The following is a 15,839-nucleotide window of genomic DNA, read 5'->3' on the forward strand; positions in this document are numbered from 1 at the left end:
AACTACTTAAAACAAAATATACCAAAAATTATGAAAAAGAAACCTATTCTGATGAGTCTTTTACTCCTCAGCCAGACCTTCTTTGCTGTAAACGCGCAGCAAGTATCGGGCAAAAAGGAGTCTTCAAATCTTAAGTCACTTATCGAGATTGTTGAAAAGAAGTATGGCTATTCATTTATGTTCAGTAATTCAGATGTGGATGTCAAGACACCACTTTTCTATGATAGTCAGGCAAGCAGCTTGGAAGCATTGTTGAAAGATGCGTTACAAGAGAGCTCGATTACATACGACATTACGGGGAAACGGATTTTATTAAAACGTAAGGTTGCAAATAAACAGCAAACAGGGCAAGTAAAAGGAACTGTAGTAAATGAAAAAGGTGAACCATTACCCGGTGTGAGTATACATGCTTCGGGCAGTGGAAAAACCGTTGCGACAGATCTTTCAGGCATTTTTTCTCTAGAAGTGAATGCGAAGGACTTACTTCAGGTTAGCTATGTAGGTTACCAAAACCAACAAATTAATGTACAGGCAGGGAAAGATGTTGATATCACCTTAACTAGTGGAAATAGAGAACTTGACGAAGTCGTTGTGATCGGATATGGTACTTTAAAGAAGTCTGATGTCACGGGTGCAATAGCAAGTATTAGCACAAAAGATCTGGCAAAACGTGCAACAACAAACCCTGCTGAGGCATTACAAGGGGTGGCTGCCGGTGTCAATGTACAGAAAAATAGCGGTATTGCTGGAGCGGGAGTGCAGGTCAAGATCCGTGGGGTCAATACCTTTGGCAGTAATGAGCCGCTGTATATCATAGATGGTTTCCCAGGTACAATCAGTAATGTCAACCCCAATGATATTGAGAGCATGGAAGTTCTCAAAGATGGTGCGGCTGCCGCAATATATGGTTCTGTGGCCGCCAATGGAGTTGTTATCGTCACAACGAAAGCCGGTAAAGCCGGAAAAATTCTTGTAGACATCAATAGCTTTACGAATGTAACAGAAACATCCAATCGACTAAAAGTACTCGATGCTGACGGTTATGTAAAAGTGCACCGTCAAATGTATGACGAATACAATAAGTATGCTACGACGCCAGTCAAACTTCCTGATTATATCAACAAGCCAGGTACCAATAATACCGATTGGCAAGAGGAGGTGTTCCGTACAGGACTTTCTACAGCGAATAGCGTCGCCATCAGAGGCGGACAAGACAATACCCGCTATTCCCTGTCAGCGAACTTAAGTAATGACAAAGGTGTCGTTATCGCGAACGATTTCAAAAAGGAAAATGTCCGTATGAAATTGGGAACCAAGAAGAATATCTTCACCGTGGAAGGAAATATGGCCTATACAAATTCCAAATACCATGGACCTAATTTTAGTCTAAAAGAAGCCTATATGATTTCACCTTTGGTACCAGTGTATGACTCGGCGGAAAAAGGTGGTTTTGGTTTGACAAATTGGGGTGGTATTCCAAATAATGTCAATGTGATTGCCGACGAACATTATAAAACAAGCTGGACAAAAAAGCAGGATTTCGCCGGAAATGCTTTTGTTAGCGTGGATATCATGAAAGGCTTAACCTTTAAAACAAGTTACGCTTTTAACGCGATCAATACACAAAATTATTACCATTATCCTCCATTCGCCTCGGATGAAAAGAACCCGTATGAATTTCCTTTTTATTGGGAGGGACGCAGCTATTGGCAGGAACAGGTCTTTGATAATCTCCTGAACTATAAAACAGAATTTGGAAAACATAGTTTAAATGCGCTTTTGGGTAGTTCGTTGAATATGCAGGAATCCAATTGGAATAATGTAGGCGTTGAAGGAAAGAAGATTGTATACTCGGTTGAGAATGGTAAACTGATGAGCAAGGAAAGTGCCGAGGGATTTTTGGATCCCAATTTCATGACGATCAGTTCGGGACAAGGTGGAACATTCTCCGCGGATGGTTCTAAATATGACTATAACCGCATGTCTATCTTTGGTCGTGTCAATTACTCTTATGCCGACCGTTACCTTGTACAGTTAACCTTACGCCGTGATGGTTCATCCAAATTTGGAAAGGATAGCCGATATGGAAGTTTTCCTTCAATAGCATTGGGTTGGAAGATCGATGAGGAATCATTCTTCCCGAAAGAATCCTTTGTGTCGAATCTGAAATTAAGGGGAAGCTGGGGAAAACTCGGAAATGAGGTCGCTTTGGGGTACTACGACCACCAGGCACTGATCAGTACCTACAATAATTTGTACATGGGATATGTGCGCGGAAGTGGCAATCCTTGGCCAGGTAGTATTGCAATGGGGCTTGAGAATCGACTGTTGAGCTGGGAGACCACAGAGTCTAAAAACATAGGAGCAGACTTTGGTCTATTCAATAATGTATTAAAAGGTTCGGTAAATTACTTTATCAAGACCACCAATGATCTTTTGATCACTAAGAAAGTTGCTCCATCTGCAGGTTTGGAAGATCCGACATTAAATGTTGGGAAGATCCGAAACTCGGGTTTTGAGCTTGAACTCAAGTATGCAAATCGGAAAAATGAGTTTCAATACGATATTGGATTAAATCTTTCAACCCTCAAAAATAAGGTCGTCAGCCTCGCTAATGAAGACCAGATTCTTTTGGGAAATGGTCTAAAATTCGATACTGAACATTTTCCGAATCAGACTCGTGTAGGATATCCGATTGGAGGATTCTTCCTTTACCAAACCGATGGTATCTTTCAGAGCATGGAGGAGGTGAACAAACATGTCAACAAGGAGGGGAAATTACTACAAGATAATGCCAAGCCGGGCGATATCCGTTTTGTCGATGTCGATGGTAATGGTGTGATTGATGATGAAGACAAGAAATACAGTGGTACGGGGATTCCTAAATTGGAAGTAGGTTTGAATCTCGGTGCTTCTTACAAAGGCTTTGATTTTTCTGCATTGATCGGAAGTGGCTGGGGCCATAAACTCTATAATGGGAATCGCTACTTTTTTGAAGCCATGAGTTCTGGATCCAACTTTTTGAGCAGTACGTTAAATGCATGGACCGAAAATAACCGGGATACCGATGTTCCGCGTGCTGTATTACAAGATCCAAATGGAAACAGCCGTGAGTCCACACGCTTTTTGGAATCGGGTAACTTTATTAGACTACGTCAGCTACAGATCGGGTATACTTTACCTAAAAATCTATTGCATGCGATCCGTTCAGAAAATCTACGGTTTTATATCAGTGGACAGAATATATATACCTGGACAAAATACAAGGGAATTGATCCTGAGTTTGCACCATCTGGAGTTAACAATAAATCTAGTGTGTTGAATACAGGGGTAGACCGTTATATTTTTCCATTTACCAAGTCCTATTCCTTTGGAGTTCAATTTACATTTTAAGACTTGGGTATTTATTGTATCATAATTAAAGAAACTAGAAGATGAAAAAGAATAGAACAAATTATAAATGGATTCTTGGTATTGCTTGCGTGCTAAGCACGACATTGTCCTGCAGCGATAAATTGGATTTAACATCACCGGACAAACTTACTTCAGATAACTTCTGGCGTAATGCCGAGGATGCTGAGTCTGGACTTTCTGCTGCCTATTCGCAGTTGGAAGCAGCAACTGATGTATGGGAATTTGCGGAGGTAAAATTTCCGGTCGAGGCTTATCGTGAAGATGCTTGTGAAATCGGTAGCGATGCATTGAACTATCAAACCTGGGTAGAACTCTATAATTTTACCTATACCAATGGTAATAGTCAATTTACGGCCTATTGGAGTAAAGCATATCGCGGTATTTCTTATGCAAATCAAGTGATAGAGAAGACCGCACCGATTGAAATGGATGCAAATAAGAAAAATCAGATTATTGCCGAAGCAAAGTTCTTACGCGCCTATTACCATTTGAAACTATTGCTTAACTGGGAGAAGATCGTTGTACGTGATCAATATATCACCAGCGAAGGAAAGATTAACAAGGCCTTATCTACACGTGATGAAGCGTGGGCTTTTATTATCGGGGATCTGGAGGCTGCGGTGGGCAATTTACCTGTGAAACAGGAGGCGGCCAATGTTGGTCGAGCTACAAGAGGGGCGGCGAATGCTTACCTTGGCTACAGCTACTTAACATCAGCATATGAAAATACGGCCAAGAAAGAGGAACTTCTTGGAAAAGCTGAACAGGCCTTTAAAGCCGTATCAGGGTATAACCTGGAAAAAGATTTCCTGTCTATGTTTGACGGTACCAATAAAAATAGTGCAGAATCTATTTTTGAGCTTCAATTTACTGATAATACCGCAAATGGTGCGAGTTACCGCACAGCACTGCATAAGTGGATCGCTGTAGGAGAGTTGGGCGGTTGGGATGAAATCTTACCGAGCAAGATGCTCTTAAACGAATTTAAAAAGGAGGGTAAGATCGCTACAACAGGACGTTATGACTCACGTATGTACCAGACCGTATTCTGTAATGATCCTTATTTTAATGATTTGAAGAATGGAGGAGTTTATGGCTTTACCTACGATGAAATATTTGGTGCCGGATCTGACCGGGCAAGTTTCAGAAAGTATTTACCACGAACAGCAGCCGATTTAGATAAGTCCCGCACAGCAGTCAATCTTCCATTGATGCGTTATGCTGATGTGTTGCTGTTATTGGCTGAAACCTTAAATGAACGTAATCGTCCTGCAGATGCCATCCCTTTGATCAATCAGGTACGCCAGCGGGCAGATATGCCGGCACTTCCTTTGAATTTGTCTGTTACCGAAGTCAAAAAACGTATCGAACATGAGCGTATCGTGGAGTTTGCCTTGGAAAATACCCGATTCTACGATATGAGAAGATGGGGGAAAGCGAAAGAAGCATTGCAAGCTATTGGTCGGAATAGTTTTGATCCGGCTAAGCACAACTTTTATCCTGTTCCATTATTGGAGATTAAGTCAAATGATAAAATTAATTAAGGAGCATGTTTACCGTTTTTTTTGTCATGCTTTTAGGTGTAGGAATAGGGATAGGACTTCGGTCCTTTCCTATTCTTAAACATACAGGTATTCTTGTCCGATTGGTCATATTTGCCTTACTGTTTCTTCTGGGACGAGAGGTCGGACAAAATCCAAAAATAGTAGACAATCTTGATACATTGGGGTTGCAAGCTATACTGATCACATTGGCCGGAGTCGCTGGAAGTGTTCTTTGCTCATGGTTCGTTTACCGTTTATTCTTTAGCAAACATGAAAGGTAGTTTGATCATTCTCGCATTTTTTGTCGTGGGTGTTTTTGTCGGTTTCAAGGGAATTATTCCAGCCGAATTGTTGAAAGAAGAATGGAATACTTATGTCCTCTATGCATTGATGTTGTTGGTTGGGGTTACCATTGGTTATGATAGGGAACTCTTGATATCTCTACGAAAAGTTAATTTAAGCATCGTGCTCGTTCCCCTGGCAACTATCGTTGGAACATTGATAGGTACGTTTATCATCAGTTTCTTTATCCGCGACTGGAATGCCGCTGAAAGTATGGCTGTAGGATCTGGATTTGGTTACTACTCTTTATCAAGTATTTTTATTACACAATATAAGGGTGTCACATTGGGAACTATAGCATTGATGTCGAATTTGATGCGTGAATTAATGGCGCTATTGATGGCCCCATTAGCTCGAAAATGGTTTGGCCCGCTGGCGCCGATTTCTGTTGCAGGCGCCACAAGTATGGATACTGCATTACCCATTATCACACAATACTCCGGCAAACAATATGTTCTCGTTGCGATCATCCATGGTATATTGATTGACCTCAGTGTACCCTTTTTAGTTACTTTTTTTTGTTATTTATGAGAAATAAGATCGAAACCTTATGGGTTACAATTAGTTTTTGTTTGATTTTGATAGGATGCAATACGGTCAAGTCCCCTAAAATGGATGGCTATGGTGGATTGTTAAGGGTGGAGCAACAACCAGAAGGTTCCACTCGGCGAACAAATCCCTTTTATACCGACCGCGGCGCCTGGGTCGGATTTGGCATTCATGAAAATAAGACAGTAACAGGTTTTTGTGGACCCTATGATCTGGATGGGCGTGCCTGGTTAAGTAGTGCATTGCTGCAGATTGGAACAGCTCCGGCTGGAGAAAAAAATCTATTGAGCCGTGATAGCAGTTGTTATTATCCGGATCGCCTGTGGATGCGTTTGCGAGGGGAGGATATGGAGGTTGAGCAAACTCTTAAACAGGTCTCATCAACAACAGCCATATTACATATTAAAAACAAATCATCAAAAGAACTATGGACCTATGGCAATCTCAATCAAGGGCAATGGACATTGGCAGGTAATACCCTGTGGTCTAAACTTCCAAATGGAGAACTTCTTTTACTATCTTTTGAAGCTGGTGTGAAAGTAACTTTTGATCAGGGGAAATATCAAGCCCATTTAGAAAAAGCTGATACGGAGATTGTGCTGATCCATTATGCCAACCCGATCACCTTAGAAAAGGCACTCGTAACGGCAAAAACAGCTGTTGAGCAAAGCAAGACTTTGAGCATGCAACATACAGCACGGTGGGTGAATTATATCAGCTCAAATACTCGTCCGGAACTCTCCATGGAGGAACATCGCATTATGGTGAAAAGTATGATGACCCTGATGAGCAATTGGCGGAGTGCAAAAAAGGAATTAAAACATGATGGTGTTGTCCCTTCACATGTAGCTGACTATTTTGTTGGATTTTGGGCATGGGATTCATGGAAGCATGCCGTTGCATTGGCGCAGATAGATCCCGCTTTGGCGAAAGATCAGGTTCGCGCTATGTTTGACTTTCAAGATAGCGTCGGGATGATTGCCGATTGTATCTATACGGACCATCGCGAGAATAATTACCGTGATTCCAAACCGCCATTAGCTGCCTGGGCGGTAAATGCGATCTATGAAGCCGATCATGACCTATCGTTTGTACGGGAAATGTACGATAAACTAGTCTTGTACCATGAATGGTGGTTTCGCTACCGGGATCACAATAAAAATGGTATCTGTGAGTATGGTGCTACGGATGGAACATTAGAAGCTGCCAAGTGGGAGAGCGGTATGGACAACGCCATTCGGTACGATAGTACCCAGATGTTATTGAATGAAAAAGGTGCCTGGAGCATGGATCAGGAATCTGTGGAGCTCAGTGCTTATCTTGAGCTGGAACGAAAATATCTGATGCATTTTGCGGAATTGCTCGGAGTACCATTTCGGGGGAAAAAAGAATCGTACCTTGCCATGGATTACTTCTTTGACCAGGAGCGCGGTTATTATTTTGATCGCAAACTGAATGGAGCGCTTATTCCATGTTTTGGTCCTGAAGGCTGGTCGCCATTGTGGACAGGTTTAGCTACTGTGCCACAAGCTGAAGCTGTGGTTCGTGTGATGCAGGATACGGCTAAATTTGCCTCCTTTGTACCTTTTCCTACTGCGGCTCTAGACAACGCCAAATTCATGGATAGAGGATACTGGCGCGGGCCTATTTGGTTGGATCAAGTCTATTTCGCAATTGCTGGTTTAAGGAAATACGGTTATCAAAAGGAAGCCGATATGTATACCAAACAAGTCTTTGAGCGATTGGAGGGCTTATCTGGTCATGGACCAATTCATGAAAACTATGAAGCGCGCACAGGCAAAAGGCTCAAAGCACCACATTTTAGCTGGTCTGCAGCCCATTTATTTCTGTTATATAAGGAACTGAAAACTTCTCCACAGAAGAAATAGATCAGTTGAAATACCAACGCTTCCAATCCGATAAGTTGTACTATCTATATCGGATTGGAAGCGTTGTTTATTTAACATGCATTATTGAAAACTAAAACTAAGTAGTCGGGATGGACTTTCGTCTTTTGTATACTTCATGTAAGATTTTTCTAATTAAAGCCTAGCTTTATTGATTGCCCCTAACTTTTCTTATTTTTGTACCCATGGTCTATTTATACGCAAAAGCAGTTCATATTATCTTTGTGGTTTGTTGGATGGCTGGTTTATTTTATATCGTTCGCTTATTCATTTACCATACAGAAGCTAAATCCAAATCTGCGGAAGAGTATGGGGTTTTGCATAAACAGTTTATACTGATGGAGAGTAAATTGTGGTGGATCATCACAACACCAGCCATGTACCTCACTATTCTGGCAGCTCTCGTCATGTTATATATTAATCCGGGATTGTTGACCATGGGCTGGATGCATGTCAAGCTCACCTTTGTATTGGGACTGATCCTTTATCATTTTGCTTGCCAACGTATTATGTTTCAATTAAAAGGGGAATCATCGACTTGGTCCTCGACCAAATTGCGTCTTTGGAATGAGCTGGCGACCGTCTTATTATTTGCTATCGTATTTACAGTCGTATTAAAATCTGCTCTCAATTGGATATTCGGTGTTCTGGGACTTTTAATACTGTCCGTCTCCCTGATGATGGCTGTGAAACTCTACAAAAAAATCAGAAATAAGAACAATGCGGATAAAACGTTAAATTCTTAATTTTCTTAATCCTTTTCTATTCTCGTTAGTCGAACGATTATAAATTGAAAAGGAATATGTACAAGAGACTTTTGACTGTGATCATGTTGCTTGCTATCGCAACTGGAGGATTTGCCCAACGTTATAGAACTTATGGCGGAACAATAAATATATATTCGACCGATGTTCCCTTCTTTCTTTATATCAATAATGTTTTGTACAATAATAGACCGTTGATTGACCTTCATGTGCCAAATTTGCAAAACCCAAGGTATAATCTCCGTATCGTATTCGCAAATAGGCGGCAGAGAACTTTAAATGGGAGGGGTGTGCAGCTCGTCGACCAAAATGGTCAATATATGAATGTTGTGTTTTCGGTAAGCAGCCGTGGCGGAAATAGAGGTATTGTTCTGGAATCGATGAATCCTGTTGGTCGCTATAATGATAATTATCGCAATGGCGACAACTATAATAATGGTGATTATAATGAAGACAGGTACGATCGGGGTCAACAACAAGACGAGCGATATGGCCGGTCTGAGAATGATAGAAGTAATAATCAACAAAATCAGGACGATCCGATCGACAATACTGGTTATCAGGATAAAAATGAAGCTAACGAATTGAATGATCTGCTCAATCAAAAAGAAAATGATCAGGACCGCTTGCAAGTGGCGGCTCAAGAGCTGAAAAATAGGCGATTGCGCAGTTCCGAAATCATAGATCTTATGGAGCTATTTATCAGGGACGATAATAAATTGGCTTTTGCTAAATATGCCTATCCAAGCTGTATAGACAAAGAGAATTATGATAAAGTAGGCGATGCACTATCTTTTAGTTCCACTCGGGAAAAATTAACAGCATTTATTAAAACGCAGCGTTAGTTACAGTTGAAATTTATCTTTTGGTTTCATTGCCAAGAAAGAGTGGTTAAGAATAAGAATTACCTGTATAAATAGGCTATTTGTGTCATACCAACAATGGTTGTATAGTGCAAATAGCCTATTTCAGTAAAATGTAACCTCAGCTATATCGTATCTATTCCGCGAAACAGATATACTTCAATTCCATGTATTCATCGAGTCCATGTTTTGATCCTTCACGACCGACGCCAGATTGTTTTACCCCACCAAAAGGAGCTGCAGCATTCGATATTAATCCTGTGTTAACACCTACCATACCTGCCTCAAGTTGTTCCGCCACACGAAAGCAGCGATTGATATTGGTACTGTAGAAATAGGAGGCAAGGCCAAATTCGGTGTGATTGGCCATGGCTATACCATCTTCTTCTGTTTTGAAACTAAACAATGCGCAGACTGGGCCAAAAGTTTCTTCGTGAAATATCAGTGCCTCTTTAGGGATATTGGTAAGGACTGTAGGTTGGAAAAACAGACCTTTGATCACATGTCCACCAGCGGCCAATTCTGCCCCGTGATTCAAAGCATCTTGAACATGATGCTGTACTTTTTCTAAACCTTTGGCATTGATCAATGGCCCTACCTGAACACCTTTGTCGAGTCCATTGCCCAGCTTTAATTGACCCACAGCATGGGCTAATTTTGTAGCGAATTCGTCGTAGGCGTCTTCTTGGACTAAGAAGCGGTTGATAGAAACGCAAGTTTGTCCGGAATTTCGGAACTTACCAGCAATAGCACCTTCTACTGCGGCGTCAATATCTGCATCACTAAATACGAGGAATGGAGCATTTCCGCCGAGTTCCATGGAGACTTTCTTAATGTTTGAGGCTGATTGTTCGATCAATGTCCTACCGACCTCAGTAGAGCCTGTAAAAGAAAGTTTACGGACAAGATCATTTGTGGCAAGTTCCTTTCCGATACCAGCACTATCCTTTCCGGTAATGACATTAAAGACTCCTTTTGGCAGACCTGCTTCTTCGGCGAGTTTGACCAATGCGATTGCGGATAAAGGTGTTTGGGATGCGGGTTTGAGGACTACCGTACAGCCCGCTACAAGCGCCGGAGCGACCTTTCGGGTGATCATGGCCAAAGGGAAATTCCAGGGCGTAATTGCCGCAACGACCCCGACACCTTGTCGGATTGTCATCATTCTTACCCCTTTTTTCTGAGCGGGAATCGTTTCCCCATAGGCTCTCTTACCCTCCTCGGCAAACCATTCAACAAATGAATTCCCGTAATCTACTTCTACTTTCGACTCATTGAGCGGTTTTCCACTCTCAAGTGTCATAATTTCAGCAAGTAGGTCTTTATTTTGTTGAATGAGATTGTACCAATTGCGAACAATAATACATCGTTCCGAAATTGTTGTATTTTTCCAGCTTTTCCAGGCTTTGTCAGCCGCTTGTATGGCTTTTGTACAATCTGCAACCTTCAGATCTGGTAATGCTGCAATTGTTTTTCCAGTTGCGGGGTTGACAACATCAAAAGTATTTTTTGATGTGATAAATTTTCCGTTTATATAGGCTCTGTCAATTAAAAGTGGATTTTTCATTGGAATCATTATTTTTTGTTTTTTACAAGCCATTGCTGCTGTTTGTGACCTGTATTTATTTATACTTGCTGATATATTACCTTCGATTATTTGGTACATCAGCTGCTTTTGGAACAATATTCTTCCGCCTATTGTTTCGCAAACAAGCAATTTTATGGGAAGCTTTGCTTAGACGAATTTTCTCCGTTGCTGTTCGTTGGGAACCGTACAATACTTCTTTGTTCCAAACCATTTGTAGCGATTTTTTGCAAAATAGTCATAGCCCAAGTCCCGCCACTTTTTCGGTAGTATTTTGAGGAAATAGACGATTGAATAGGGAAGACCCAATGTTTTGCAGATATTCAATATGGCTTCGCTTTTTATATAAGTACCGCTAGGAGATATATAAACAACAGAATCTATATTTTTTGGAATAGTGTGTAAATTATTTTTAGCGAAGTCAGATTGTAAGGAACTAAATAGAAGCCTATTATTGGAGTCTATTTTCAATAGGATTTGAACAAAACGATTACAAACTAAGCAATCACCGTCAAAAAAAATGATATGTTTCCCTTGCGTATCCATTAATATAAAGTTACTTCTATTTACTGAAAGAACTGCCATGAAAACATCACATCTTTTATAAAACCTTCATGCTTTCACGAGCATCGACAGCAATGAAAATCTATTGAAGATTTTTTCTGGCCAATAAACCGAGCATAGTGAGTTCATTGATACCCTAAGCGAAAAAATACGAATCAATAAAAAATAGAAACTTTCATAAAAAAAGCGGTGTTTCTATGAAAAACACCGCTTCTGAAATATTCTTTTTGATCTTTATTACAAGTTCTTCATAATGGTATGTCCCATACGATCCCTTTTTGTTCGTAGATATTCCTCGTTGTAGGGGTTCGCGGTGATTTCAATAGGAACGTTTTCTACGATTTCCAGCCCGTAGCCGACCAATCCTGCACGTTTTGTTGGGTTATTGGACATCAAACGCATTTTTGTTACCCCTAGATTTCTAAGGATTTGTGCACCAACACCATAGTCTCTCAAATCAGCTTTAAATCCAAGTTGGGCATTGGCATCAACGGTATCCAATCCATTCTCTTGTAATTTGTAAGCATGCAATTTATTGATCAGTCCAATACCACGGCCTTCCTGATTCATATAGACAATCACACCTTTTCCTTCGTTTTGGATCATCTCCATCGCTTTATGAAGCTGAGGTCCACAATCACAACGGCAAGATCCGAAAATATCACCGGTCACACAGGAGCTATGTACACGAACAAGAATAGGTTCATCTTCATTCCACTCACCTTTATAAAGGGCAAGATGTTGTTCACCAGTATCTTTTTGAGTAAAGGCTTTCATTTGAAAATCACCATATTGTGTGGGCATATTGACAGTCACCTCTTCAGTAATCAATGAATCGTGCTTTAAACGGTATTCAATAAGGTCCTCAATACTGATGATTTTTAAATCAAATTTTTTGGCTACTTCCATTAATTCTGGTAATCTAGCCATTTCACCATCTTCTTTTAAGATCTCGACCAATACACCTGCTGGTTCAAAACCTGCCAAACGAGCAAGGTCAACAGTTGCTTCGGTATGTCCTGTACGACGTAGTACACCACCATCTTTAGCAATCAATGGAAAGATATGACCAGGTCTACCCAACTCTTCGTAGTGAATATTTGGGTCTATCATTGCCTTGATCGTCTTTGAACGATCAGATGCAGAGATCCCTGTTGTACAACCGTATCCTTGTAAGTCAATAGAAACGGTAAAATTAGTTTCATAAACCGCTGTATTTTGCCCCACCATCAGGTCAAGATGCAAAGCATCCGCTCTTTCCTTGGTGATAGGAGCACATACCAAACCCCGACCATGGGTTGCCATAAAGTTAATAATTTCGGGAGTTGCGTTGCGGGCTGCGGTGATAAAATCACCTTCATTTTCACGATCTTCGTCATCTACGACGATAACTACTTTTCCTGCTTGTATATCAGCGATCGCTTCTTCGATCGTGTTTAATTTGAATTCCATTTAATTGTTATATTGTATTGATACAAAGTTAGTGTAGAATCTAATTTTATTTATAATAGCGTTGTCACAAATCTAATGTGACTCCTTTAATTTATTCTTTTTACCAAATTTCTCTTTGATCCATTTCCAGGCCGCTTCTGCTTTTAATTTGTACTGATCAATATCAAACAAAGCCGAATCTGTAGTCGATTTATAGGTTAAAAATGCAGCAAGGGGAGTTAATATGATAATAGCCATCCACATACCTACAGCCGAAGATATAGCACCATCTTTAGCCGTTTTTTCCGACACTGTAGAGATGATATGATAGATTAAGAAAAAGATAATGGCCATAACGACAGGAAGTCCGAGACCTCCCTTTCTAATAATGGCACCTAAAGGCGCTCCAATAGCAAATAACAGTAGACAAGATACGGCCAATGTGAACTTTCTATGCCATTCAATGCGATAACGTATATCTTTTGTTTTGTAATCTTTAAATTCAAGGGTGCGGCTGTTGAGATCCTCTTTTAAATAGTTTAGCTGGCTCAGGGCATTCATGGTGATCTGTGTCCGTTGTTCAGGAGGTACAAGATCAGCTACTAAATCTTTATAAGGTTTGATCTTCGCTTCTTTTACCTTTGGCAGGCCAGGTTGATTGGCACTGAAATACTTCGAATAGATATTATAGCGCGTATCAAGAGTTCTTGTAATTGCTTTACCCATACTGTCGATTTTAACATGGTTGGAGTCAATGTACATATCCAGTTGCCTAAGATTTAACATCGCATGATGGCTCTTGAAGAGACTTTCATCTGTTTTACCTTGTTGAAAGCTACCCATGTCGAACTTCTGTTCTGTTTCCTTAAACTTAAATCGTGTAAATTGCTGACGTGGATCGTAAGTTTTCGAGTTCTTTGTGCGCGACTCTTCATAGCGTATACCGTCCTTCAATTTGAGGATCATATAACTATTGTCCGGTGAATTATAAATGTACCCTTCTTTTGCCATTAGCACATTGTTGGCTGTATTGCCACCCCGATGATCATAGATCATTAAGTCATAGAGAATCGTTCCTTCCCTATTTTTGCCTCTTGCACGAATGGAGTATCCTGGAATTGTATTGTTGAAAATACCGGGTTTGATCAGAAAGTCAGCCTTTTTATTCCGTACATCTGTCAGCAAGGTTCCCATTTTTAGGTTGACCACTGGTAAAATGTAATCGGAAAATAGAAAGGAACTCGTAGCAAAAATTGCCACAAGTATAAATAGGGGAGTCATGGCTTTACGTAAAGATACGCCGGCTGCTTTAATGGCCACAAGCTCATAGCTTTCCCCCAAGTTTCCAAAGGTCATAATGGAAGACAATAACATGGATAAGGGCATCGCCATTTGAATTTGAACAATGCATTGATACCCAATAAGCTCCATAATGGTGTACCATTCAAATCCTTTTCCGATCAAATCATCGATGTATTTAAATAGGAAAAGCATCAATAACACAAACATCACAATAAAAAATGTGACAATGAATGGTTTAATGAAAGCTTGAAGAATAAGTAAATGAACCTTTTTCATCCGTGACGCTAAGCAAATTGATGCCTTTACATTAAAGCATCTTCCAGCCAAGGAGCTCTTTTAGAGCCCTTGGTGAAAATATATTGCAAAGATAGGTTTTTTTATGCACCTATAACACTTTGAAGATAGACGATTGAATTTTTCCAGATTAATTTTCTGTTTTCCAAGTCCTCTTCTTTAGCAAAATCTATTATTTTAAGTGCGACGTCGTTTGTCAGCTCGTCTTGATCGATCTCTAGATCGAAGAAATAAGGATCATCATCGAGCCACTTAAAACGCACTGATTTGTTTTCTTTTGATGCTACGATTTTTGCGCGATGCGGTTCATCGTCCCAAATGAAGGTGTAAACAGTGTCTTTGTAGTTTACATCGTCTGCAAACCATTGTGCCAGTTCGTTTGGTTCTTGCAAATACGGAAATAAAATTCTAGGTGAAGAGTTGATGATATATTCTAGTTGGAATTTTATTTTATCTGCCATAAAAATGTTTTTTTAAATTTTAGTTTGTTTAAATCAAAAATAAGCTATATTTGCATTCCCAAAATGGCGGGGTAGCTCAGATGGTTAGAGCGTTGGATTCATAACCCAAAGGTCGGCAGTTCGATTCTGCTCCCCGCTACAAATCTCTTCCCATTTTGCTTTTTATCGCATAAACTTATTATTTGTAATAATACATATTTATTTTGTTATTGCAAGTTTTTTTGTGAAAAGTTGAAGGCTTTTTCGTAAATATTTGAATTTAAAATCGTCCAAATCTTATGCCGAATTTTTTCCTAACTGAAACGCTATTTTACTTCGTTAAGAATGAGTTTGTTGAGTGGTATAATGATTTTTGAATAGGATAAATCGCTAAAAAAAATAAAAAAATCTTTTGAATTGACAGGCGAAGTGGTATATTTGCATACCGAAACGGCGGGGTAGCTCAGATGGTTAGAGCGCAGGATTCATAACCCTGAGGTCGGCAGTTCGATCCTGCTCCCCGCTACTTTTAAAAAGGAAAGTCTAAATATAGATTTTCCTTTTTTTTTGAACCATTTTTGAAATAACCTTAGATTAGCACAGTATTTTTTGGGAATTTTCTTTAAGCGTGACTCTTGTTTAGGCTCTAACACTTAGGTACTAAAGGATCCACGGGATTACGTACTAGTGATCTGATGTTATACAATAATGATTTCACCCTAAAGGTTGCCTAGCAATGGCCATATGTTGGTGATCAAGCTTTGTTTTGTAACACAATTCCCACGTATATCATGCCCGATGCACCCTGATGATAGGTTGTGACATTAAATTCATGTATAT

12 protein-coding genes and 2 tRNA genes are annotated in these 15,839 nt (G+C 40.1%); 9 read left to right on the plus strand and 5 right to left on the minus strand.

Features of this window, described 5'->3' with window-relative positions:
* Nucleotides 1-30 precede the first annotated feature (30 nt).
* The 7 genes from DFQ12_RS27515 (at nucleotide 31) to DFQ12_RS27545 (ending at nucleotide 9,365) form a co-directional block, all read left to right on the plus strand.
* Complete coding sequence (locus DFQ12_RS27515; protein WP_120262227.1) at nucleotides 31-3,393, plus strand: SusC/RagA family TonB-linked outer membrane protein; 3,363 nt, start codon at nucleotides 31-33, stop codon at nucleotides 3,391-3,393.
* A gap of 41 nt (nucleotides 3,394-3,434) precedes the next feature.
* Nucleotides 3,435-4,958: a RagB/SusD family nutrient uptake outer membrane protein gene (locus DFQ12_RS27520; RefSeq protein WP_120262228.1), complete on the plus strand. Its 1,524-nt coding sequence runs from the start codon at nucleotides 3,435-3,437 to the stop codon at nucleotides 4,956-4,958.
* Nucleotides 4,959-4,963: 5 nt separating this feature from the next.
* On the plus strand, nucleotides 4,964-5,239 hold the full coding sequence (locus tag DFQ12_RS27525) for a LysO family transporter (protein WP_120262229.1): 276 nt from the start codon (nucleotides 4,964-4,966) through the stop codon (nucleotides 5,237-5,239).
* A complete protein-coding gene (locus DFQ12_RS27530) occupies nucleotides 5,229-5,831 on the plus strand; it encodes a LysO family transporter (RefSeq protein ID WP_120262230.1) in 603 nt (200 codons plus the stop codon). Before DFQ12_RS27525 ends, DFQ12_RS27530 begins: the two co-directional genes overlap by 11 nt.
* Entirely contained in the window at nucleotides 5,828-7,738 is a 1,911-nt protein-coding gene (locus DFQ12_RS27535; protein WP_120262231.1) for an MGH1-like glycoside hydrolase domain-containing protein, read from the plus strand. The genes DFQ12_RS27530 and DFQ12_RS27535 overlap by 4 nt, the downstream gene beginning before the upstream one ends.
* Nucleotides 7,739-7,941: 203 nt before the next feature.
* Complete coding sequence (locus DFQ12_RS27540) at nucleotides 7,942-8,502, plus strand: CopD family protein (RefSeq protein WP_120262232.1); 561 nt, start codon at nucleotides 7,942-7,944, stop codon at nucleotides 8,500-8,502.
* 56 nt (nucleotides 8,503-8,558) lie between these two features.
* Nucleotides 8,559-9,365 carry a proline and serine-rich protein 1 family protein gene (locus tag DFQ12_RS27545; RefSeq protein WP_120262233.1) on the plus strand — a complete coding sequence of 269 codons (807 nt, stop codon included), beginning with the start codon at nucleotides 8,559-8,561 and terminating at the stop codon, nucleotides 9,363-9,365.
* Nucleotides 9,366-9,519: 154 nt separating this feature from the next.
* Here DFQ12_RS27545 and DFQ12_RS27550 read toward each other — a convergent pair whose 3' ends face one another.
* From DFQ12_RS27550 to DFQ12_RS27570, 5 genes are all read right to left on the minus strand, one after another.
* On the minus strand, nucleotides 9,520-10,950 hold the full coding sequence (locus DFQ12_RS27550; protein ID WP_120262274.1) for an NAD-dependent succinate-semialdehyde dehydrogenase: 1,431 nt from the start codon (nucleotides 10,948-10,950) through the stop codon (nucleotides 9,520-9,522).
* A gap of 168 nt (nucleotides 10,951-11,118) precedes the next feature.
* Nucleotides 11,119-11,553 (minus strand): thiol-disulfide oxidoreductase DCC family protein, encoded by a 435-nt coding sequence (locus DFQ12_RS28720; protein WP_120262234.1) that lies wholly within the window; start codon nucleotides 11,551-11,553, stop codon nucleotides 11,119-11,121.
* 216 nt (nucleotides 11,554-11,769) lie between these two features.
* The gene (locus tag DFQ12_RS27560) at nucleotides 11,770-12,984 is read right to left on the minus strand and encodes a bifunctional 3,4-dihydroxy-2-butanone-4-phosphate synthase/GTP cyclohydrolase II (RefSeq protein ID WP_120262235.1); all 1,215 of its coding nucleotides are present in this window, start codon (nucleotides 12,982-12,984) and stop codon (nucleotides 11,770-11,772) included.
* Nucleotides 12,985-13,056: 72 nt separating this feature from the next.
* Complete coding sequence (locus DFQ12_RS27565; RefSeq protein ID WP_120262236.1) at nucleotides 13,057-14,541, minus strand: LptF/LptG family permease; 1,485 nt, start codon at nucleotides 14,539-14,541, stop codon at nucleotides 13,057-13,059.
* A gap of 101 nt (nucleotides 14,542-14,642) precedes the next feature.
* Entirely contained in the window at nucleotides 14,643-15,020 is a 378-nt protein-coding gene (locus DFQ12_RS27570) for an START-like domain-containing protein (protein ID WP_120262237.1), read from the minus strand.
* A gap of 65 nt (nucleotides 15,021-15,085) precedes the next feature.
* Between DFQ12_RS27570 and DFQ12_RS27575 the strand changes: the two genes are divergently transcribed.
* Nucleotides 15,086-15,159, plus strand: a tRNA-Met gene (locus DFQ12_RS27575).
* 292 nt (nucleotides 15,160-15,451) lie between these two features.
* Nucleotides 15,452-15,525: transfer RNA gene (locus tag DFQ12_RS27580), tRNA-Met, on the plus strand.
* The last annotated feature ends 314 nt before the right edge of the window (nucleotides 15,526-15,839 follow it).

The sequence above is a fragment of the Sphingobacterium detergens genome, assembly GCF_003610355.1.
Taxonomy (GTDB): domain Bacteria; phylum Bacteroidota; class Bacteroidia; order Sphingobacteriales; family Sphingobacteriaceae; genus Sphingobacterium; species Sphingobacterium detergens.